This window comes from Klebsiella sp. CN_Kp075, from assembly GCF_040065055.2.
GTDB classification, from domain to species: domain Bacteria; phylum Pseudomonadota; class Gammaproteobacteria; order Enterobacterales; family Enterobacteriaceae; genus Klebsiella; species Klebsiella aerogenes.
Genome location: NZ_CM198050.1, coordinates 715,644 through 735,712, shown reverse-complemented (window position 1 = coordinate 735,712; position 20,069 = coordinate 715,644). Strand labels below are relative to the sequence as shown.

Genomic DNA, 20,069 nt, shown 5'->3' with positions numbered 1-20,069 from the left:
CACACAGAAGGAGTTGAGTTAACCATGTTAACAGTGATTGCCGAAATTCGTACCCGTCCGGGCCAGCACCACCGTCAGGCGGTACTGGATCAGTTCGCTAAAATTGTCCCTGTGGTACTGCAGGAAGAGGGTTGCCACGGCTACGCGCCGCTGGTTGACCACGCCGCCGGCGTGAGTTTCCAGACCTCCGCCCCGGATTCGATCGTCATGGTCGAGCAGTGGGAAAGCGTCGCGCATCTCGAAGCGCATCTGCAAACGCCGCACATGAAGGCTTACGCCGAAGCGGTAAAAGGCGACGTGCTGGAAACCAGCATCCGCATTTTGCAGGCTGGCGTATAAGCCCGGCAAAAGCAAAAAAGGGAGCCTGGGGCTCCCTTTTTCGTATCTGGCGGCTGACGTCGGCTCAGGCTTCGAGATCCGCCATATCGCCTTTTTCCTGCAGCCAGTTGCGGCGGTCTTCCGAACGCTTCTTGGCCAACAGCATATCCATCACCGCGGTCGTTTGTTGCTCGTCTTCATCGGTGATGATGAGCTGCACCAGGCGGCGGGTATTCGGGTCGAGCGTGGTTTCACGTAGCTGCATCGGGTTCATCTCGCCCAGCCCTTTAAAGCGCTGTACGTTCGGCTTGCCTTTCTTACGCTTCAACTGCTCCAGCACGCCGGCTTTTTCTTCTTCCGTCAGCGCGTAGTAAACCTCTTTACCCAGGTCGATACGATACAGCGGCGGCAGCGCGACGTACACGTGCCCCTCTTTCACCAGGGTACGGAAATGCTTCACGAACAGCGCGCACAGCAGGGTAGCAATGTGCAGACCATCCGAGTCGGCATCGGCGAGAATACAGATTTTACCGTAACGCAGCTGGCTTAAATCATCGCTATCCGGGTCGATACCAATCGCCACCGAAATGTCGTGCACCTCTTGCGAAGCAAGAACTTCATCGGAAGAAACTTCCCAGGTATTCAGGATTTTGCCTTTAAGCGGCATGATCGCCTGATATTCACGGTCGCGCGCCTGTTTCGCCGAACCGCCCGCCGAGTCCCCTTCGACGAGGAACAGTTCGGTGCGGTTCAGGTCCTGCGCGGTGCAGTCCGCCAGCTTACCCGGCAGCGCCGGGCCGCTGGTGAGCTTTTTGCGCACTACTTTCTTGGCGGCGCGCAGGCGGCGCTGGGCGCTGGAAATGGCCATTTCCGCCAGCAGCTCCGCCGCCTGTACGTTCTGATTCAGCCACAGGCTGAAGGCGTCTTTAACCACCCCGGAGACGAATGCCGCGCACTGACGCGACGACAGACGTTCTTTCGTCTGCCCGGCGAACTGCGGATCCTGCATCTTCACCGACAGTACGTACGCGCAGCGATCCCAGATATCTTCCGCCGACAGCTTCACGCCGCGCGGCAGGATATTGCGGTATTCGCAGAACTCGCGCATCGCGTCGAGCAGACCCTGACGCAGACCGTTAACGTGGGTACCGCCCTGCATGGTCGGGATCAGGTTGACGTAGCTTTCGGTCAGCAGTTCGCCGCCTTCCGGCAGCCACAGCAGCGCCCAATCCACCGCTTCCGTTTCGCCGGAGAAGTTACCGACAAACGGTTTTTCCGGCAGCAGCGGCAGGCCGTTGACCGCCTCGCACAAATAATCATTAAGGCCGTCCGCATAGCACCAGCGCTGTTCGCTGTTGTTCACCTGGTCGCGGAAAACAATTTCCACGCCCGGGCACAGCACCGCTTTCGCTTTTAGCAGGTGAGTTAGCCGCGAGACGGAGAAACGCGGGCTATCGAAGAAGCTTTCATCCGGCCAGAAATGGACGCTGGTCCCGGTGTTGCGTTTACCGCAGGTGCCGGTGACGCGCAGGTCTTCAACTTTTTCCCCGTTCTCAAAGGCGATGCTGTAGACCTGGCCGTCGCGGCGCACGTTGACTTCCACGCGTTTAGACAAGGCGTTGACGACCGAGATCCCTACCCCATGGAGGCCGCCGGAGAACTGGTAGTTTTTGTTGGAAAACTTACCGCCCGCGTGCAGCCGACAAAGGATCAGCTCAACCGCCGGAACCCCTTCTTCCGGGTGGATATCAACCGGCATCCCGCGTCCGTCGTCAATGACTTCCAACGATTGATCGGCATGAAGGATGACCTCCACGCGTTTGGCGTGACCGGCCAGTGCTTCATCCACACTGTTATCAATAACTTCCTGACCAAGATGGTTAGGACGGGTTGTGTCGGTGTACATTCCCGGGCGGCGGCGAACCGGCTCAAGCCCGGTGAGTACCTCAATGGCATCAGCGTTATATGAAGATTGCGTCATGGTGTGTATTCGTAGGTCGTTCTGAACCGCTTAGCGCAGGCCCAGAAAATCGATAATCTGGGTGAAATGATCTTCAAAGCCAACAAATGCGTGATTACCGCCCTCCTCGACCGTTTGACGGCAGGAGGCGAAGTAGTCAACAGCCTGGCGGTAATCAAGCACTTCATCGCCCGTTTGCTGCAATAACCAGATGAGGTCAGGCGCTTCCAGCGGGTCGATATGCATGACTTTAAGATCGTAAATATGGCGAGACTCTAGCACATATTGCTGCCCGGTGTACGGATTCTCATTGGGGCCAAGAAAATTGTTCAGCAGTTCAAATGGCCGCACCGCCGGGTTAACCACCACCGCCGGCAGCATAAAACATTGCGACAGCCAGGTGGCGTAGTAGCCACCCAGCGACGACCCCACCACGCCTAACGGCTCGCCGCCGTGCTCCAGCACGATAGCTTCCAGCATCTCTGCCGCCTGCGCCGGGAAAGCAGGCAGTTCCGGCACCACCATGTTAATTTCCGGGTGGTGCTGCGCCAGCCACGTTTTCAGCGCCGTCGCTTTTGCCGAGCGCGGCGAGCTGTTAAATCCGTGCAGATAAAGAAGAGTAGACATCAGTATCCTTCTGAAGCGATATCCGGGTGAAACTCGGCGCCGCTGAGACGACAGACTTCAGTCGTCAACGCGCCATCGGGATGCAGCTCCAGCCAGCGCCAGCCTGGAGAGACGGTATCGAGGGTGAAATTAGCGCAGTGCGGCTTAAACTGCACGCAGGTCGATGGCGTCGCCATCATCCGCCGCCCGTTCCAGTCGAGATCCAGCTCCTGGTGAATATGGCCGCATAGCAGGTGCTTAACCCGCGGATAGTTGCTCAGGATTTGGTCTAACGCCCCGGCATTGCGCAGGCTATGCTGATCGAGCCAGCTGCAACCCGCCGGCAGCGGATGATGATGGAGTAACAGCAGCGTGTAGCGCTCAGGTTCAGCATTCAATTGATGCTCAAGCCACTCCAGTTGGAAATCGCTCAGCTCGCCGTGGGGCACCCCGAAGACCTGGCTGTCGAGCAGCAGGATTTGCCAATGGTCGCCCAACAGGACGCGTTTGGCGGGGGAGATGCCGGCATCGTGCAGCGTGCTGTACATCGCCGGTTGGAAATCATGGTTTCCCGGCAGCCAGACGCAGGGTGCGGCAAAGCTCGCGATGCCTTCAGCGAAATGCTGATAGGCCGCGGCGGAGTGGTCTTGCGCCAGATCGCCTGTTGCTACAATCAGGTCGCATTCACGCTGTGAGGCATGTATCGCATCCAATACAGCCTGATAACTTTCCCAGGTATTGATACCCAACAGCGTTTCATGTTTTTCAGCAAACAGGTGAGTATCAGTAATTTGTAATATCCTGACTCTGGCCTCACCAGCCAGAGGTAGGTTTAACAGGCTTTCCAAATGGTGTCCTTAGGTTTCACGACGCTAACAAACCGGAATCGCCATCGCTCCATGTGCTAAACAGTAACGCAGCCAGTCGGCCAGAAACTGATTAATTTGATGCTTTTCGTCGCGTTGATGCAACTTTTTATTAGGATAATCATATCTCGCTTTGAAGCGAAAAATCTGCTGACTTGAACACACTTCAGCCACCATCGCGTCGTGGTACAGGCGCACCGTCATTGACGGCAGGCTCCAGTAACTCACCGCAGGCTGGGTCTGTTCTATTGTCACCAATGTAGTGTAGCGGGTCGATTCGACCACCGTTAATCGGTATTGCGCCGCACCCACCTGATAGTTCGCCATATCGCCGACCGCCTCAGTGCGAGGCAACAGGCGGCGCAGCTGGGCGAAATTGGTTTCGCACAGGCGCATCATTTCCGGGAAGTCAGGTGTATAACGCTTCATATTATTTCCACTCGTTTCGTAAGCTATGATAATGCAGCTGCAGCCATTGCAGGGCGATGACAGAAGCCGCGTTGTCGATTTTCCCCTCTTCTACCCACTGGTAAGCCTGTTCCCGGCTCACCACATGCACCCGAATATCCTCGTTTTCTTCGGCCAGGCCGTGAATGCCTTTTGCCGTCGATGCATCAACTTCGCCCACCAGGATCGATAATCGTTCGCTGGTGCCGCCTGGGCTTGCCAGATAGCTTAATATTGGTTTGGTACGCCCAACTTCAAGCCCGGCCTCTTCCAGCGCTTCGCGGCGGGCGACATCCTCTACCGTTTCGCCTTCTTCTATCATCCCGGCGACCATTTCCAGCAGCCACGGGCTCTCGCTGGTATCATAGGCGGCAATGCGGATCTGCTCGACCAGCACAACTTCATCACGTACCGGGTCAAAGGGTAGCAAGACCGCGGCGTGCCCGCGCTCAAAAATTTCGCGGGTCACCTCGCCGCTCATCCCGCCGTTAAACAGGCGATGGCGAAAACGATACAAATCGAGTGAAAAAAAACCGCGATAAAGCGTTTCGCGTGCAATAATTTCTACATCGTTTTTAGAGAAGGTAATTCCCTGCTGATTGGGTTTGCTCATTGTCTGTGTCCTGCTCATCCGAAAGTAGGGATTTATAGGCCGTTTGGCTACCGTTTTACAGCCTGTATGTTAGATTGGTGCAAATTACCGCCCTATGGCACGTAACGCCAACTTTTTACGGCGACAGAGTCGATACAATCAGCGATTATTTTTAGAATTTGAGTAGCGCTAAATGCTTCACAACAAGGAATGCAAATGAAGAAACTTTTTCCCATCCTTATCGGCCTGGGCCTGACTGGCTTCAGCGCCATGAGCCAGGCAGAGAACCTGTTGCAGGTTTATCAGCAGGCGCGTATTAGCAACCCTGATCTGCGTAAATCGGCAGCCGATCGCGATGCTGCATTCGAAAAAATCAACGAAGCGCGTAGCCCATTACTGCCGCAACTCGGTCTGGGCGCGGATTATACCTATACCAGCGGGTTCCGTGATTACAAAAACCAGAACTCCAACGTCACCAGCGGTTCACTGCAGTTAACGCAAACCCTGTTCGATATGTCGAAATGGCGCGCGCTGACCCTGCAGGAAAAAGCGGCGGGCATTCAGGATGTCACCTATCAAACCGACCAGCAAACGCTGATCCTGAATACCGCGACGGCTTACTTTAAAGTTCTGGCCGCAATCGATACGCTCTCCTATACCGAAGCGCAGAAACAGGCCATCTACCGCCAGTTGGACCAAACCACCCAGCGCTTTAACGTGGGCCTGGTTGCCATCACCGACGTGCAGAACGCCCGTTCACAATACGACGCCGTGCTGGCAAATGAAGTGACCGCGCGTAACGACCTCGACAACGCCGTGGAAGAGCTGCGTCAGGTCACCGGCAACTACTATCCGGAGCTGGCGTCGCTGAACGTTAACGGTTTCAAAACCAACAAGCCGCAGGCGGTGAACGCGCTGCTGAAGGAAGCGGAAAACCGTAACCTGTCGCTGCTGCAGGCGCGTCTGAACCAGGATCTGGCTCGTGAGCAGATTCGCCAGGCGCAGGATGGTCATTTGCCTACCCTTGATTTGAATGCTTCTACCGGTGTCTCTAATAACCGTTACAGCGGTTCCAAAAACATTACCCAGGACGCCGATGTCGGGCAAAACAAAGTCGGCCTGAGCTTCTCCCTGCCGCTGTATCAGGGCGGGATGGTTAACTCGCAGGTGAAACAGGCGCAGTACAACTTCGTCGGCGCCAGCGAGCAGCTGGAAAGCGCGCACCGCAGCGTGGTGCAGACCGTGCGTTCGTCGTTTAACAACGTGAATGCCTCCATCAGCAGCATCAACGCTTACAAACAGGCGGTGGTCTCTGCGCAGAGCTCCCTGGATGCGATGGAAGCGGGTTATTCGGTGGGTACACGTACCATCGTTGACGTGTTGGATGCGACCACCACGCTGTACAACGCCAAGCAGCAGCTCTCCAACGCCCGTTATAACTACCTGATCAACGAGCTGAACATCAAGTCCGCTCTCGGCACGCTAAACGAGCAGGATCTGATTGCGCTGAACAACACGCTGGGTAAAGCGATCCCGACTTCACCAGACAGCGTCGCGCCGGAAAACCCGCAGCAGGACGCAGCCGCTGACGGTTATGCGAACACCGCCTCCGCACAGCCGGCTGCCGCCCGTACGACGAAGACCAGCGGTTCCAATCCGTTTAGTCACTAATCGTTGAATGCGATTACGCCTCGTCTGGCCTTCGGGTCAGGCGGGCGTAAAACGTAAGACAACGTAAAGACCCCCGCTTTTCCCCTCTTTCGCTTCAATTTCCACCACTCATACTCTATCCTGAGCGTTGACAAACGCACTACCACTGGGTCCTGGAAGACAAATATGAAACGGACAAAAAATATTAATCATGCGTCGTTCCGCAAAAGCTGGAGCGCTCGCCACCTGACGCCGGTCGCCTTTGCCGTCACCGCCGTCTTTATGCTCGCCGGTTGCGAAAAAACTGACGAGACGGTTTCTCTGTATCAGAACGCCGATGACTGCTCCGCGGCTAACCCAAGCAAAGCCGCAGAGTGCACCACCGCCTACAACAACGCGGTGAAAGAAGCCGCGCGCACCGCGCCGAAATACGCCACCCGCGAAGACTGCGTCGCCGAGTTCGGCGAAGGCCAATGCCAGCAGGCGCCGGCTCAGGCGGGCGTCGCCCCGGAAAACCAGGCGCAGGCGCAAAGCAGCGGCAGCTTCTGGATGCCGCTGATGGCCGGTTACATGATGGGCCGCCTGATGGGCGGCGGCATGGCCGCGCAGCAGCCGCTGTTTAGCTCGAAAAACCCGGCCAGCCCGGCCTACGGCCAGTACACCGATGCCAGCGGTAAGAGCTATGGCGCGGCGCAACCGGGCCGTACCATGAACGTACCGAAAACCGCGATGGCGCCGAAACCGGCAACCACCACAACCGTCACCCGCGGCGGTTTTGGCGAATCTGTTGCTAAGCAATCGACGATGCAGCGTAGCGCCGCGGGCTCCAGCTCCTCTTCACGCTCGATGGGCGGTTAAGCGGCATGGAAAGAATCAGCATTACCGAGCGCCCGGACTGGCGCGAGAAAGCGACCGAGTATGGCTTCAATTTTCACACCATGTACGGCGAGCCGTACTGGAGTGAAGAGGCCTACTACAAGCTGACGCTGGCGCAGGTTGAAAAGCTCGAAGCGGTCACCGCCGAGCTGCATCAAATGTGCCTGCAGGTCGTTGAGAAAGTGATCGCCAGCGACGAGCTGATGACCAAATTCCGCATCCCTAAACACACCTGGGGCTTTGTGCGTCAGTCGTGGAAAACCAACCAGCCGTCGCTTTACTCGCGTCTGGATCTGGCCTGGGATGGCGTGGGCGAGCCGAAGCTGCTGGAGAACAACGCGGATACGCCAACCTCACTATATGAAGCAGCGTTCTTTCAGTGGATCTGGCTGGAAGATCAGCTTAACGCCGGTAATCTGCCTGCCGACAGCGATCAGTTCAACAGCCTGCAGGAAAAACTGATTGAACGCTTCGGCGAGCTGCGTGAACAGTTTGGCTTCCAGCTGCTGCATATGGCCTGCTGCCGCGATACCGTTGAAGACCGCGGCACCGTGCAGTACCTGCAGGACTGCGCGGCAGAAGCGGGCGTCGCCACCGAGTTCCTGTATATCGAAGATATCGGTCTTGGCGAGAAAGGCCAGTTCACCGATTTGCAGGATCAGGTCATCGGCAATCTGTTCAAGCTTTATCCGTGGGAATTTATGCTGCGCGAGATGTTCTCCACCAAGCTGGAAGACGCCGGCGTACGCTGGCTGGAGCCAGCGTGGAAGAGCATTATCTCCAACAAGGCGCTGCTGCCGATGCTGTGGGAAATGTTCCCCAACCACCCTAACCTGTTGGCGGCTTACTTTAGCGAAGATAACCATCCGCAGCTTGAGAAGTACGTCATTAAGCCGATTTTCTCCCGCGAAGGCGCTAACGTGTCAATCGTTGAAAATGGCAAAGTGGTGGAAGCAGTGGAAGGCCCATATGGGGAAGAAGGCACCATCGTGCAGGAGTTTTATTCGCTGCCGAAATTTGGCGATAGCTATACGCTGATTGGCAGCTGGCTTATTAACGACCAGCCTGCCGGGATCGGCATTCGTGAAGATCGGGCGCTGATCACCCAGGATCTTTCGCGTTTCTATCCGCACATTTTCGTCGAATAACGGCAAAACCCCGGCAACCTGCGTGGCCGGGGTTTTTTCATGTGCGATAGCTGCCGTTACGCGGCGCCCACTACCACCGATAGCATACTCAGCGATCCCATCTCCATCCCTTCGACCGGGATTGTTATCGGCTCTTCGCCATCCCACGCCCCCAGAATATAGAGCAGCGGCAGGAAGTGCTCAGCCGTCGGGTTAGAGAGCGATCCGCCTTCATGGCTCAGGTAGTTCACCAGCGGATGCTCGTCGACCGGCCCTTTCCAGGTTAAATTCGCTTTCACATAGTCGTTGAACGACTCGGCCCACGGATACGGCGTACTTTCGCCATGCCAGCGCGCGGTACGCAGGTTATGCACCACGTTGCCGCTCGCCACCAGCATAATACCTTCATCACGCAGCGACGCCAGCTTACGCCCCATCTCCAGATGCCACGCCGCGGGCTTTGTGCTATCGATACTTAACTGAACCATGGGAATATCGGCATCAGGATACATTTTGATCAGCACCCCCCACGAACCGTGGTCAAACCCCCACGCCTCTTTATCGAGGGCGACGGGCACCGGCGCCAGTAGCTCAACCAGATGCTGCGCCAGCTCCGGCGATCCCGGCGCCGGGTAGTGCGTATCGTACAAAGCTTGCGGAAAACCGCCGAAGTCATGAATGGTTTTCGGCGCTTCCATCGCCGTCACGCCCGTGCCGCGGGTAAACCAGTGCGCGGAGATAACCACGATAGCTTTCGGGCGCGGCAGTGTTTCACCGAGATGGCGCCAGGCGCGGGTATAGATATTATCTTCCAGCACGTTCATCGGGCTACCATGGCCTAAAAACAACGCTGGCATACGGGTACGGGACATGATGGTATCCTTCAGTAGGGAGTATTTGATTCCTTCACATTACGCGTTTTTAACCGCAGATAAACTCAGATAAGCGTGATGATCATCATCAGAAAATTTGAATGTGAAAACTCTCTCCCTTTTTACCTGCGGAGAAAACCTATTGGCTCGGCCCAGAAACAACAAAGCCCACCGTAAAGTGGGCTTGTCATCAGAACAGCGGCATCTTAGCTGGCTTTGCGATCGTGCTCGCGGCGGTAAGCCACCAGATCTTCAATGGTAACCACGGCCATGTTGTGCTGCTGAGCGAACTTGATGCACTCCGGCGCGCGCGCCATAGTGCCATCGTCGTTAGTCAGTTCACAGAGCACGCCTGCCGGTTTGAAGCCCGCAAGGGTCACCAGGTCAATGGTCGCTTCTGTGTGACCGCCGCGGGTCATTACGCCGCCAGGCTGCGCGCGCAGCGGGAAGACGTGGCCCGGACGATTGAGATCGGAGGGTTTCGCGCCATCGGCAATGGCGGCGCGCACGGTCGTGATGCGGTCAGCGGCGGATACGCCGGTGGTCACGCCTTCTGCCGCTTCAATGGTGACGGTAAAGCCGGTGCCGTAGGCGCTGGTGTTGTTCTCAACCATCATTGGCAGGTCAAGCTGCTTGCGGCGATCTTCGGTCAGGCACAGGCAGACAATACCGCTGCCGTGACGAATGGTCAGCGCCATTTGCTCAACGGTCATGGTTTCGGCGGCGAAAATCATATCGCCTTCGTTTTCACGGTCTTCATCATCAAGCACCATCACACCGCGGCCTTCGCGCAGTGCGTCTAAAGCGTGTTCCACACGTTCAAAAGCGGTACCAAAAGAAGAAAGGAGCGTCTGATTCATGGTAAAAAAACCTCATTAAAATTATGGTTACCAGAATCAGGGCAGTCTTAGGAGTGCCGGTTTAGCGGCAAAAGTCAACGCAAGCGGATCGTAATCCGACTGAGCCGTTACTCTCTCCCATCCGGACTTTAACCGTCGGCCCCGGAATTACACCGGATCTGCTGACCTTCCCGTTTTCACAGGAAGCGCTCGCGGGCTTTCAACGCGTAGGTTGATTTACCGCCGGTGGGGAATTTCGCCCCGCCCTGAGAATAAGCGAGATAACTATAACGCCATTAACTATCTTCATCAATGGCTACTCGCTATACATCTTACATTTGTGGTTTATAGGCGCTCCCGTTCGCACTACAATGAACGGTAACTAGATCAGTGCAGGAATCCACCATGATTGACCCGAAAAAAATTGAACAAATCGCCCGCCAGGTCCATGAATCGATGCCGAAAGGCCTTCGCGATCTTGGAGATGACGTAGAAAAGAAAATCCGCCAGGTGCTGCAATCGCAGTTAACTCGCCTGGATCTGGTTAGCCGCGAAGAGTTCGACGTGCAAACTCAGGTTTTACTGCGCACCCGCGAAAAGCTGGCTTTACTGGAGCAGCGTATTAGCGATCTGGAAAGCCGCTCAGCCACGCCGAAGAGCGAAGAACAGCAATAAAAAAACGGGCCTGATGGCCCGTTTGAGATTGATGGCAAAGCTCATACAACCTTTGCGCTTACAGATTGCACCAGGTAAAAAATATGGAAAATCAATTTATTGATTTTCGGCTGATAACCGCAAGGAAGGAAAAACCACGCTTTTTCCTTCCTTGTCAGCAGTCTGACGGGCCTGATGGCCCGTTTTCATTTTGCTTTAGTGCTCTAACTCGACCGCGCTATTCACCTGGCGACAATAAAGCTCATAGCGTTGGCAAAACCATTCACGATGTTCCTCATCCATATTGCCGACAATAGCCTGAAGATCGACTGAATGGCCTTGCGCGTGCATCCTGGCGAAACTACGTGCCAGAAAATCGAAGTTCTTCATAGAATACATATCGTTATGGTTCATCCGCATACTCCTTCAGCCGTTGGTGTTCTGATTGGTCATATGCCTTTTACTAACTTCAGTATTTACGCTTACCTTAACGCACTTTGTACGAAAAATGCGCTTAACCGGGTTATTTATTGCGCTAAATCATTTTCCGCATGATTAAATAAAAACGGCCCGCGAAGGTATCCCCGCAGGCCGTTGTAGACCACCCCGTTCAGAGCGGTAAAGCGTATTGATTACTTATCGCTATATTTCTGTATTTTCTTGATAATATTGGTAGTCGAGCAGCCATCTTCAAAGTTGAGCACCAGCACTTCGCCGCCGTTGGCCCATACCTCTTCGCTGCCGGCGATCTGCTCCGGCTTATAATCGCCGCCTTTCACCAGCAGATCCGGCAGGATCCCGGCAATCAGCCGCTGCGGAGTATCTTCTTCAAACGACACCACCCAGTCGACAGCTTCCAGCGCGCCCAGCACGATCATCCGCTGTTCCAGCGGGTTCACCGGGCGGGTTTCGCCTTTCAGACGTTTGGTTGAGGCATCGCTGTTGACGGCGACGATCAGACGATCGCCCAGCTTGCGCGCATTAGCCAGATACGAGACGTGACCCGCGTGCAGAATATCGAAGACGCCGTTGGTCATCACCACTTTTTCGCCGCGCTTACGCGCCGCGGCAACCGCCTGTTTCAGCTCTTCTTCGTTCATCACGCCAAAACCGGTATCGGCACGCCCGCGCACCGCGTTTTCCAGCTCGATTGGCGAAACGGTGGACGTCCCCAGCTTGCCAACCACGACACCGGCCGCGGCGTTAGCGAAATAGCAGGCCTCTTCCAGCGTGTTGCCCGCCGCCAGCGTCGCCGCCAGCACGCCAATAACCGTATCGCCTGCGCCGGTGACGTCATACACTTCCTGCGCCTGGGTCGGCATATGCAGCGGCGGACGACCCGGCTGCAGCAGCGTCATTCCCTGCTCGGAGCGCGTCACCAGCAGTGCGGAAAGCTCGAAGTCAGCGATGATTTTCATCCCGCGTTCGACGATTTCCGCTTCATCCTTACACTTTCCGGCGACGGCTTCGAATTCAGACAGGTTCGGCGTCAGCAGCGTCGCCCCGCGGTAGCGTTCAAAATCGGTGCCTTTCGGGTCAATCAGCACCGGCACGCCGGCATCCCGCGCCAGCTTGATCATGGTCTGCACGCTGGCCAGCGCGCCTTTCGCGTAGTCAGACAGCACCAGCGCGCCGATCGAACCCAGCGCCTGCTGAATACGTTCATGCATCGGCTGCGGATCGACCCCGGAGAAGCCCTCTTCAAAATCGAGGCGGATCAGCTGCTGGTTGCGCGACAGTACGCGCAGCTTGGTGATGGTCGGATGCGTCGGTACCGACACGAAATCACATTTCACTTTTACGTCAGCCAACGCTTTGCTCAGCGCGCGTGCGGCATCGTCGATACCGGTCAGGCCGACCAGACGAGAAGTCGCGCCGAGCGAAGCAATGTTCATCGCCACGTTAGCCGCGCCGCCAGGACGTTCTTCGATATTTTCCACCTTCACCACCGGCACCGGGGCTTCCGGGGAAATACGGCTGGTAGGGCCATACCAGTAGCGGTCCAGCATCACATCGCCTACCACCAACACTCCTGCACGTTCAAACTCTGGCAGCGTTACTTTCATTACTCTCTCCTGCGAGATGCAAACTTTGCGCGCGATAATAGCACACCCGCTTTGTTAGTTAAGCCATCAACCACTTCTGCCAGCTGGCGCTCACCTGCTGGCGTTCGCCGTCGAAAGCATCCAGCGCAACGTTGCCCGGCTGCTCCTGCAGCGCCAGGTGGTGCAACGCATCGCGTAGCGTGGTGTAAGCATGGGTAAGCGCCCGCGCCTCTTCTTCATCCATGATGTCGTTCTGCGCCAGCAGTTCCAGAATACGCACATTATCGGACCAGCGCGTCAGCTTTGGCTTTTCATGCGCATAGCGCAGCACCAGATATTGGGTAATAAATTCAATATCGGTGATACCGCCGGCATCGGCTTTGATATCAAAGCGATCGCGCTGCTTATTGCCGAGATGGGCGCGCATCTTTTCCCGCATCTCACGTACTTCGGTTTGCAGCGTCGCGCCTTCACGCGGAGTGGTCAGGATATCGCGGCGGATCGCATCGAAGCGCGCCTGCAGCGCCGGGTCGCCATACACCACCCGGGCGCGAACCAGCGCCTGATGCTCCCAGGTCCAGGCTTCATTGCGCTGATAATCGGCGAAGGCGTCGGCGGTAGTCACCAGCATGCCCGCCGCGCCGGATGGACGTAAGCGAGCGTCCACTTCATACAAGATGCCCGACGAGGTGCGGGTGCTGAAAAGATGCATGATCCGCTGTGCAAGGCGCAGATAAAACTGGCGACCATCGATTTCCCGCTCGCCGTCGGTCATCACCTCCATCGGACAGTCGTGGAGGAAGACCAGATCGAGATCGGAACTATAACCCAGCTCCCAACCGCCAAGTTTACCGTAACCCACTACCGCAAAACCGCGTCCCTGACGGTCGCGCAGATGAGTCGGCTGGCCGTAGCGGGCGACCATCTGTAGCCACGCCTGCTGTACCACCGCGTCGATCATCGCCTCCGCCAGCCAGGTTAAGTGATCGCTCACTTTCATCACCGGTAGCGTACCGGCAATATCGGCGGCGGCGATGTGCAGCAATTGCGCCTGTTTAAACTGGCGTAGCGCTTCCAGCTGCTGTTCTTCGTCTTCTTCCGGCACGCGCAGCAAATACTGGCGCAGCTCGTCGCGGTACGCATCGGTCGCCGTCGGTTGATAAAGCGTGTTCGGATCCAGCAGTTCGTCCAGCAGCAGCGGGTGGCGCGCCAGCTGGCTGGCGACCATCGGCGAAGCGGCGCACAGGCTAATCAGGTGTTTTAGCGCGCCGGGGAATTCGCTGAGCAGCTCCAGATAGGTGGTACGGGTGACGATACCGGTCAGCAGCGGGGTGATCCGCGCCAGCGGTAGCGGCGCATCCGCCCGTGAGCAGACCTCGCTAAGCAAATGCGGCATCAGCTGGTCGAGCACCTGCCGCCCGCGCGGGCCGATGGTGCGCCGGTCGAGCTCTTTGCGAAAATCGGCGATCAGCGCCAGCACGCTGCGCCGGTCGTTGTCGTCGAGGTGCGCCAGCGCCGGCGTTGTGTCGTCTTCTTCCAGCGCGTCCTGCCACAGTTCGCGCCAGTACTCTTCCAGCTGTTCATCCGGCGATTGCGCTTCATCATCGCCAATCAGTTCGTTAAAGACGCGACGCACGCGGCGCATCTGCTCTTCCAGCTGTGCGCTGAGCGTCTGCCAGTCGGCGACGCGCATCCCCCACGCCAGACGCGCGCGGTTGAGTTCATCCTGCGGCAGGGTTTGGGTTTGCTCGTCGTTAATGCTCTGCAGCAGGTTTTCGAGACGACGCAGGAACAGGTAGGCTTCACGCAGCTGGGCGGCATCGCCTTCCGGCAACAAATGCAGCTCGTCAATCGCCGCCAGCGTCGGCAACAGCGCACGCTGCTGCAAGGCCGGTTCGCGACCGCCACGGATCAGCTGGAAAACCTGAACGATAAACTCTATTTCGCGAATGCCGCCCGCGCCAAGCTTGATATTGTCTGTCAGGCCGCGGCGGCGCACTTCACGGGCGATCATCCCTTTCATGTTACGCAGGGACTGAATGACGCTGAAATCGATGTAGCGGCGGAAGACGAACGGGCGCAGCATGGCGCGCAGTTCGTTGGCGTACACGCCGTCGTTATCGCCCATGATCCTCGCTTTCACCATCGCGTAGCGCTCCCAGTCGCGCCCCTGCTCCTGGTAATAGTCTTCCAGCGCCGCAAAGCTCAACACCAGCGGGCCGCTGTCGCCAAACGGACGCAGACGCATATCCACGCGATAGACGAAACCATCCTGCGTCGGCTGATCGAGTACTTTGATTAACCGCTGGCCCAGACGGGTAAAGAACTGACCGTTATCCAGCTCGCGGCGTCCGCCCTGGGTGGCGCCGTGTTCCGGCCAGGCGAAAATGAGATCGATATCGGAAGAGAAGTTAAGCTCGCCGCCGCCCAGTTTCCCCATGCCCAGAATCAATAGCGGCTGCGCTTCGCCCTGCGCATTGCACGGCGTCCCCCACTCCCGGCAGCAGGCGGCGTACAGCCAGTCGCGGGCGGCGACGATTAAAGTCTCCGCCAGGGCGCTGAGCTGCTGCAAACTGCTCTCTTCGCTCACCAGCAGCAGCGCCTGCGCCCAGGCGATACGCACCATTATCCGGCGGCGGAACTGGCGTAGCTCGCGCATCAGCGCGGCCTCGTCAGTCACCTCTTGTAACTGTTCCGCCAGCCAGTCGTCGTAATGGCGCCATTCGTCGGCCTGCGGCGGCGCGCTTTCCAGTTCAGCCAGCCACTGCGGCTGAGCGACCAGACTCTGTTCAACGAACTCGCTGAATGTCATCACCGACTGCGCCTGCGAACTTAACGTTTGCAGGGGAAAATCTGCCGGAAGCCGGTTTACAACCGTCTGCCAGTGCTGCTGTAACTGCGAAGAAAGCGCCATTATAGGGGTCTCCCTGGCCTGAAATTATCGTTTTCCACTATGCAGCCAGAATGGTTCCGCGGCCAGCGCCTGACGACGGAAATATTCGATGACGCTGCGGTCATTGTTCTCGATAGCGCGGCGCACCTCTTGCCAGTTTTCCAGCCAGCTCTCGGCGACCTCGGCATAGGCGCTGGATAGCAATTGAACGGTGTCGATCTCGCGCGCCAGACGCGTGAGCCGATCGCTATAGTCGTCCTGCGTCTGCTGGAAGTTGCTTTTCAGCTCCGCCGCCGCTCGCGACAGCTGGATATCGGCAAAGCGTTTGAACGAACCGGCGATTTTCTTTTGCCCCGCGTCGTTGAGGAACGAACGCCAACCGCGGGTAACCAGCCACTCGGTCAGCAGCAGTTTGGCGCCAACCGTGGCGCGGTTGAACAACGCCGCTTCGGCTTTTTCCGCTCCGTCCAGCGCCGCTTCGGCCTCAGTGAGCAATTCACGTAACTGCACGGTGGCTTTTCGCGGCACAATGCCGCCAAACAGCACCAGCGCATGGCGCACGCGGGCCATCGCCCGCTGGATTTCACCTTTAGCGGCCGCGTTGCCCCGGTTCCAGACTTCATCATGATAGAGCCAGTGCGCCAGCGCGCTTTCCAGCGCCGCTTCCAGCCCCTGCTCGACGCTGGCTTTCGCCGCCACGCGCACGACCGTTAACGGTTTAACCGGGCGCGCTTCGTTGCCCTGCGCCAGCTGATAGCCGCGCGCCGCTTTGCTCAGGCTGCCCTGGCGCAGCACGCCGGTTGCCAGTAAACGATGCGCCAGCGCCAGAATGTCCGCGGTATCGCCGCTCAACAGCTCAAGCTCCAGTTCGCAAATGGCTTCCTGATGCTCACCGGCTTTGACGTCGCCAAGGTCGAGGGCTATCTCAATCTGACTGTCGCCCTCTTTCACCACCCATTTTTCACGGAGGAAATCAGTGCTGAACAGCGGCTGCACATTTTGCGCCAGTTCTGCCGGCAACTGCCCCTGCGGCCAGATTTCAGCCGGCAGTTTATCCAGCGCCAGCTCTGCTTTTTCCAGCGGGATATTGTATTCCGGACGCTGATGCAGGCCGCCCACCACCCGACCGGCAATTTTCAGCGTCATTTCATAGCGCTCCCGATCGCCGCGGATCCGCAGCCCCATGTCGTGCCGGCGCAGCCAGTTATCGGCGGTTTCGTAGTAAATATTCAGCAGTTGGCCTGCCGGCGTGTACTGCGCATCCAGCGAATTGAGATGCTGGCGCAGCGCCTCAACGCCGTCGTGGGCAACGATAAACTTCAGTTCGATTTCTTGAGCCATGGCTGAATTCTTCCACCTGATAAGCGTCGCCGGGAAAATGCGGCGAACTAATGACGATATTTTTTGTCAGTAAATAGTATTTTGCGGCGAATCGCCATGCAATGCGCATTTGCCAGCTGCATTTGGATGATTCCGATTGTGGCGGAAAACTTTGCGTCGCTCTGGCGATGCCACTACTATCGTTCAACTTTTTATGACCAAACGATGACCTGATGCCAAAATTACGCCTTATTACCTTTACATTGCTAGCGCTTAGCGCCGCTACGGCGGTTCACGCAGAAGAAAAGCGCTACGTTTCCGATGAGCTGAGCACGTGGGTTCGCAGCGGTCCTGGCGATAACTATCGTCTGGTCGGCACCATTAACGCCGGCGAGGCCGTCGACGTTCTGCAAACCAACGACAGCACGAATTACGCACAGGTACGCGATAGCAACGGCCGTACCGCCTGGATCCCGCTGAAAGAGCTGAGCAACGAGCCCAGCCTGCGCATTCGCGTGCCGGATCTGGAAAATCAGGTCAAAACCCTGACCGACAAGCTGAACAACATTGACGCCACCTGGAATCAGCGTACCGCCGACATGCAGAAAAAAGTCGCCGGCAGCGATGGCGCGATCAACGCCCTGAAAGAAGAGAACCAAAAGCTGAAAAACGAGCTGGTTGTCGCTCAGAAGAAGGTGAACGCGGCGAATCTGCAGCTTGATGATAAACAGCGCACCATTATCATGCAGTGGTTTATGTACGGCGGCGGCGTGCTTGGCGTCGGTCTGATCCTTGGTCTGGTGCTGCCGCATCTGGTACCGAGCCGCAAACGTAAAGACCGGTGGATGAACTAATTCGTCTTCTCTGCCAGACTTACGTATCATCTTGCGAAAAGTCGATGCGGGAGAAAGAGGCGTGAAGATTTATTTGGTCGGTGGTGCAGTACGAGATGCGTTATTAGGACTACCGGTCAAAGACAGAGACTGGGTGGTGGTTGGCGCCACGCCCCAGCAGTTGCTCGACGCGGGCTACCAGCAGGTAGGCCGCGATTTTCCCGTGTTCCTTCACCCGCAAAGCCGTGAAGAGTATGCGCTCGCGCGTACCGAACGTAAATCCGGCTCCGGCTATACCGGTTTCACCTGTTATGCCGCCGCTGACGTCACCCTTGAGCAAGATCTACTGCGCCGCGATCTCACCATCAACGCGCTGGCTCAGGACTCTGACGGTCAGATTTACGACCCCTACGGCGGCCTGGCCGATTTGCGTCAGCGCCTGCTGCGCCACGTCTCCCCGGCTTTTAGCGAAGATCCGCTACGCGTACTGCGCGTCGCGCGTTTTGCCGCGCGCTATGCCCATCTCGGTTTTCGCATTGCCGATGAAACCATGGCGCTGATGCGTACGATGGCCGACGCCGGCGAACTGGCGCATCTGACGGCGGAGCGGGTATGGAAAGAGACGGAAAACGCGCTTGGCACGCGTAATCCACAGGTCTTTTTCCAGACCCTGCGCGACTGCCACGCGCTGAAGGTGCTGTTCCCGGAAATCGACGCCCTGTATGGCGTCCCCGCGCCCGCCAAATGGCATCCGGAAATCGATACCGGTGTTCACACCCTGATGACGCTCACCATGGCGGCGATGCTATCGCCGGCCATCGACGTCCGCTTCGCCACCCTGTGCCACGATCTTGGCAAAGGCTTAACGCCCAAAGAGTTCTGGCCGCGCCACCACGGCCACGGCCCGGCGGGGGTGAAGCTGGTGGAACAGATTTGCCAGCGCCTGCGGGTACCGAACGATATCCGCGATCTGGCCAGACTGGTCGCCGAATTCCACGATCTGATCCACACCCTGCCGATCCTGCAGCCAAAAACTATCGTGAAGCTGTTTGATAGCATCGATGCCTGGCGCAAGCCGCAGCGCGTGCAGCAAATCGCCCTCACCAGCGAGGCAGACGTGCGCGGACGCACCGGTTTTGAATCCTGCGATTATCCGCAGGGGCGCCTGCTGCTTGAAGCCTGGGAAGTGGCGCAGTCGGTTTCCACTAAAGAAGTGGTAGCGGAAGGTTTCAAAGGACCGGAGATTCGCGAAGAGCTGACGCGGCGCAGAATTATTGCCGTGACGCGGTGGAAAGAACAACGGTGCCCCCAGCCGCAAGGCTGAGGGCCAGGGCCTTAGAAGAAGACCACGTAGACGGCTGCCGCGACGATAAAGCGGTAGATTGCAAATGGGATAAACGAAATACGTTTAATCAGCTGCAGGAAGGTTTTAATCGCGATCAGCGCCACGATGAACGCCATGATAAAACCGACGGCAAACATCGGGATATCGCTGGAGTTGAGAAAGCCGATGCTCTTGTAAACGTCCAGCACGGTGGCGCCCATCATCATCGGTACCGCCAGCAGGAATGAGAACTCGGATGCCGCATAGCGGCTAACGCCCATCAGCATGCCGCCGGAAATAGTCGCCCCGGAGCGTGAGAAGCCAGGCCACAGCGCCAGACACTGGAAGCAACCGATGGCAAACGCCTGACCATAGGTCATGTCGTCAAGACCCAACGCGCGCGGCTCTTTCGGTTTGAATAGCTCCGCCGCGATCAGCAGGAAGCCGCCGACAATCAGCGCGTACATCACGTTAACCGGGTTAAACAGCGATTTAATCAGGTCATGAAACACCAGCCCCAGCGCCACCGCCGGGATCATGCCTAACAGGATATGAATCAGCGACAAGCGCCCCTGGCTTACGCCCTCATGCTGCAGAGGACGGCCAAAATGAATGCCGATCAGGCCAAACAGTCGACGCCAGAACACCACGACGACGGCGAGTATAGAACCCAGTTGAATCACGACTTCAAAAGTATTGGCGGTATCCCCTTCAAAACCAAGGAGATGGCCAACGATAATCATATGTCCCGTACTGGAAACCGGTAAAAACTCCGTCAACCCTTCAACCACACCCAAAATTGCCGCTATCAGCAGCGAGTGTAAATCGCCCATTCAATAAACCCTTA

20 protein-coding genes and 1 riboswitch are annotated in these 20,069 nt (G+C 57.2%); of the genes, 8 read left to right on the top strand and 12 right to left on the bottom strand.

The genetic code is table 11. From position 1 onward, the window contains the following. Window positions 1–24: 24 nt before the first annotated feature. The gene (locus ABLV78_RS03550; RefSeq protein WP_015369654.1) at window positions 25–339 is read left to right on the top strand and encodes a putative quinol monooxygenase; all 315 of its coding nucleotides are present in this window, start codon (window positions 25–27) and stop codon (window positions 337–339) included. 64 nt (window positions 340–403) lie between these two features. Here ABLV78_RS03550 and parE read toward each other — a convergent pair whose 3' ends face one another. From parE to nudF, 5 genes are read right to left on the bottom strand one after another with little or no spacing between them, the layout of a single operon-like run. Further along, window positions 404–2,299: a DNA topoisomerase IV subunit B gene (parE, locus tag ABLV78_RS03545; protein WP_015369653.1), complete on the bottom strand. Its 1,896-nt coding sequence runs from the start codon at window positions 2,297–2,299 to the stop codon at window positions 404–406. A 30-nt stretch (window positions 2,300–2,329) separates the two neighbouring features. Further along, window positions 2,330–2,905 carry an esterase YqiA gene (gene yqiA, locus ABLV78_RS03540; RefSeq protein WP_045392174.1) on the bottom strand — a complete coding sequence of 192 codons (576 nt, stop codon included), beginning with the start codon at window positions 2,903–2,905 and terminating at the stop codon, window positions 2,330–2,332. Further along, window positions 2,905–3,732, bottom strand: coding sequence for a 3',5'-cyclic-AMP phosphodiesterase (cpdA, locus tag ABLV78_RS03535; RefSeq protein WP_045392177.1), 828 nt, complete (start codon window positions 3,730–3,732; stop codon window positions 2,905–2,907). Before cpdA ends, yqiA begins: the two co-directional genes overlap by 1 nt. A 24-nt stretch (window positions 3,733–3,756) precedes the next feature. After that, window positions 3,757–4,179 carry a DUF1249 family protein gene (locus tag ABLV78_RS03530; RefSeq protein WP_045392180.1) on the bottom strand — a complete coding sequence of 141 codons (423 nt, stop codon included), beginning with the start codon at window positions 4,177–4,179 and terminating at the stop codon, window positions 3,757–3,759. Between the two features lies 1 nt (window position 4,180). Further along, window positions 4,181–4,810 (bottom strand): ADP-ribose diphosphatase, encoded by a 630-nt coding sequence (nudF, locus tag ABLV78_RS03525; protein WP_015369649.1) that lies wholly within the window; start codon window positions 4,808–4,810, stop codon window positions 4,181–4,183. Between the two features lie 195 nt (window positions 4,811–5,005). Between nudF and tolC the strand changes: the two genes are divergently transcribed. From tolC to ABLV78_RS03510, 3 genes are all read left to right on the top strand, one after another. Then, on the top strand, window positions 5,006–6,460 hold the full coding sequence (tolC, locus tag ABLV78_RS03520; RefSeq protein WP_047043046.1) for an outer membrane channel protein TolC: 1,455 nt from the start codon (window positions 5,006–5,008) through the stop codon (window positions 6,458–6,460). A gap of 165 nt (window positions 6,461–6,625) precedes the next feature. Further along, window positions 6,626–7,297, top strand: a complete 672-nt coding sequence (locus ABLV78_RS03515) for a DUF1190 family protein (RefSeq protein ID WP_047043048.1) — start codon at window positions 6,626–6,628, stop codon at window positions 7,295–7,297. A gap of 5 nt (window positions 7,298–7,302) precedes the next feature. Next, the gene (locus ABLV78_RS03510) at window positions 7,303–8,463 is read left to right on the top strand and encodes a glutathionylspermidine synthase family protein (RefSeq protein WP_045392189.1); all 1,161 of its coding nucleotides are present in this window, start codon (window positions 7,303–7,305) and stop codon (window positions 8,461–8,463) included. 56 nt (window positions 8,464–8,519) lie between these two features. Here the strand turns inward: ABLV78_RS03510 and ygiD are convergent, their stop codons facing one another. Both ygiD and ribB read right to left on the bottom strand, forming a co-directional pair. Further along, window positions 8,520–9,314 (bottom strand): 4,5-DOPA-extradiol-dioxygenase, encoded by a 795-nt coding sequence (ygiD, locus tag ABLV78_RS03505; RefSeq protein WP_045392192.1) that lies wholly within the window; start codon window positions 9,312–9,314, stop codon window positions 8,520–8,522. A 206-nt stretch (window positions 9,315–9,520) separates the two neighbouring features. Then, entirely contained in the window at window positions 9,521–10,174 is a 654-nt protein-coding gene (gene ribB / locus ABLV78_RS03500; protein WP_015703517.1) for a 3,4-dihydroxy-2-butanone-4-phosphate synthase, read from the bottom strand. Window positions 10,175–10,279: 105 nt separating this feature from the next. Then, window positions 10,280–10,431, bottom strand: a riboswitch (FMN riboswitch). A gap of 127 nt (window positions 10,432–10,558) precedes the next feature. Here ribB and ubiK point away from each other — a divergent pair. Continuing rightward, on the top strand, window positions 10,559–10,828 hold the full coding sequence (gene ubiK, locus ABLV78_RS03495) for a ubiquinone biosynthesis accessory factor UbiK (RefSeq protein WP_045392195.1): 270 nt from the start codon (window positions 10,559–10,561) through the stop codon (window positions 10,826–10,828). A gap of 195 nt (window positions 10,829–11,023) precedes the next feature. Here ubiK and glgS read toward each other — a convergent pair whose 3' ends face one another. Further along, entirely contained in the window at window positions 11,024–11,221 is a 198-nt protein-coding gene (gene glgS / locus ABLV78_RS03490; RefSeq protein ID WP_045392198.1) for a cell surface composition regulator GlgS, read from the bottom strand. Here glgS and ABLV78_RS03485 point away from each other — a divergent pair. After that, a complete protein-coding gene (locus ABLV78_RS03485) occupies window positions 11,213–11,362 on the top strand; it encodes a hypothetical protein (protein ID WP_165430588.1) in 150 nt (49 codons plus the stop codon). The two genes, glgS and ABLV78_RS03485, sit on opposite strands and share 9 nt — an antisense overlap. A gap of 77 nt (window positions 11,363–11,439) precedes the next feature. Here the strand turns inward: ABLV78_RS03485 and hldE are convergent, their stop codons facing one another. The 3 genes from hldE to ABLV78_RS03470 are packed head-to-tail and all read right to left on the bottom strand — an operon-like array spanning window position 11,440 to window position 17,086. Beyond that, window positions 11,440–12,873, bottom strand: a complete 1,434-nt coding sequence (hldE, locus tag ABLV78_RS03480; protein WP_047043052.1) for a bifunctional D-glycero-beta-D-manno-heptose-7-phosphate kinase/D-glycero-beta-D-manno-heptose 1-phosphate adenylyltransferase HldE — start codon at window positions 12,871–12,873, stop codon at window positions 11,440–11,442. A 58-nt stretch (window positions 12,874–12,931) separates the two neighbouring features. After that, window positions 12,932–15,769 (bottom strand): bifunctional [glutamate--ammonia ligase]-adenylyl-L-tyrosine phosphorylase/[glutamate--ammonia-ligase] adenylyltransferase, encoded by a 2,838-nt coding sequence (glnE, locus tag ABLV78_RS03475; RefSeq protein WP_165430687.1) that lies wholly within the window; start codon window positions 15,767–15,769, stop codon window positions 12,932–12,934. 21 nt (window positions 15,770–15,790) lie between these two features. Next, on the bottom strand, window positions 15,791–17,086 hold the full coding sequence (locus tag ABLV78_RS03470; protein ID WP_047043056.1) for a CYTH domain-containing protein: 1,296 nt from the start codon (window positions 17,084–17,086) through the stop codon (window positions 15,791–15,793). 212 nt (window positions 17,087–17,298) lie between these two features. On the opposite strand from ABLV78_RS03470, the gene ABLV78_RS03465 reads away from it, so the two are divergent. Both ABLV78_RS03465 and ABLV78_RS03460 read left to right on the top strand, forming a co-directional pair. Next, complete coding sequence (locus ABLV78_RS03465; protein ID WP_015369636.1) at window positions 17,299–17,919, top strand: TIGR04211 family SH3 domain-containing protein; 621 nt, start codon at window positions 17,299–17,301, stop codon at window positions 17,917–17,919. 61 nt (window positions 17,920–17,980) lie between these two features. Then, window positions 17,981–19,222 (top strand): multifunctional CCA addition/repair protein, encoded by a 1,242-nt coding sequence (locus ABLV78_RS03460; RefSeq protein WP_047043059.1) that lies wholly within the window; start codon window positions 17,981–17,983, stop codon window positions 19,220–19,222. 11 nt (window positions 19,223–19,233) lie between these two features. Here ABLV78_RS03460 and bacA read toward each other — a convergent pair whose 3' ends face one another. Next, a complete protein-coding gene (bacA, locus tag ABLV78_RS03455; RefSeq protein ID WP_045392213.1) occupies window positions 19,234–20,055 on the bottom strand; it encodes an undecaprenyl-diphosphate phosphatase in 822 nt (273 codons plus the stop codon). Window positions 20,056–20,069: the final 14 nt, after the last annotated feature.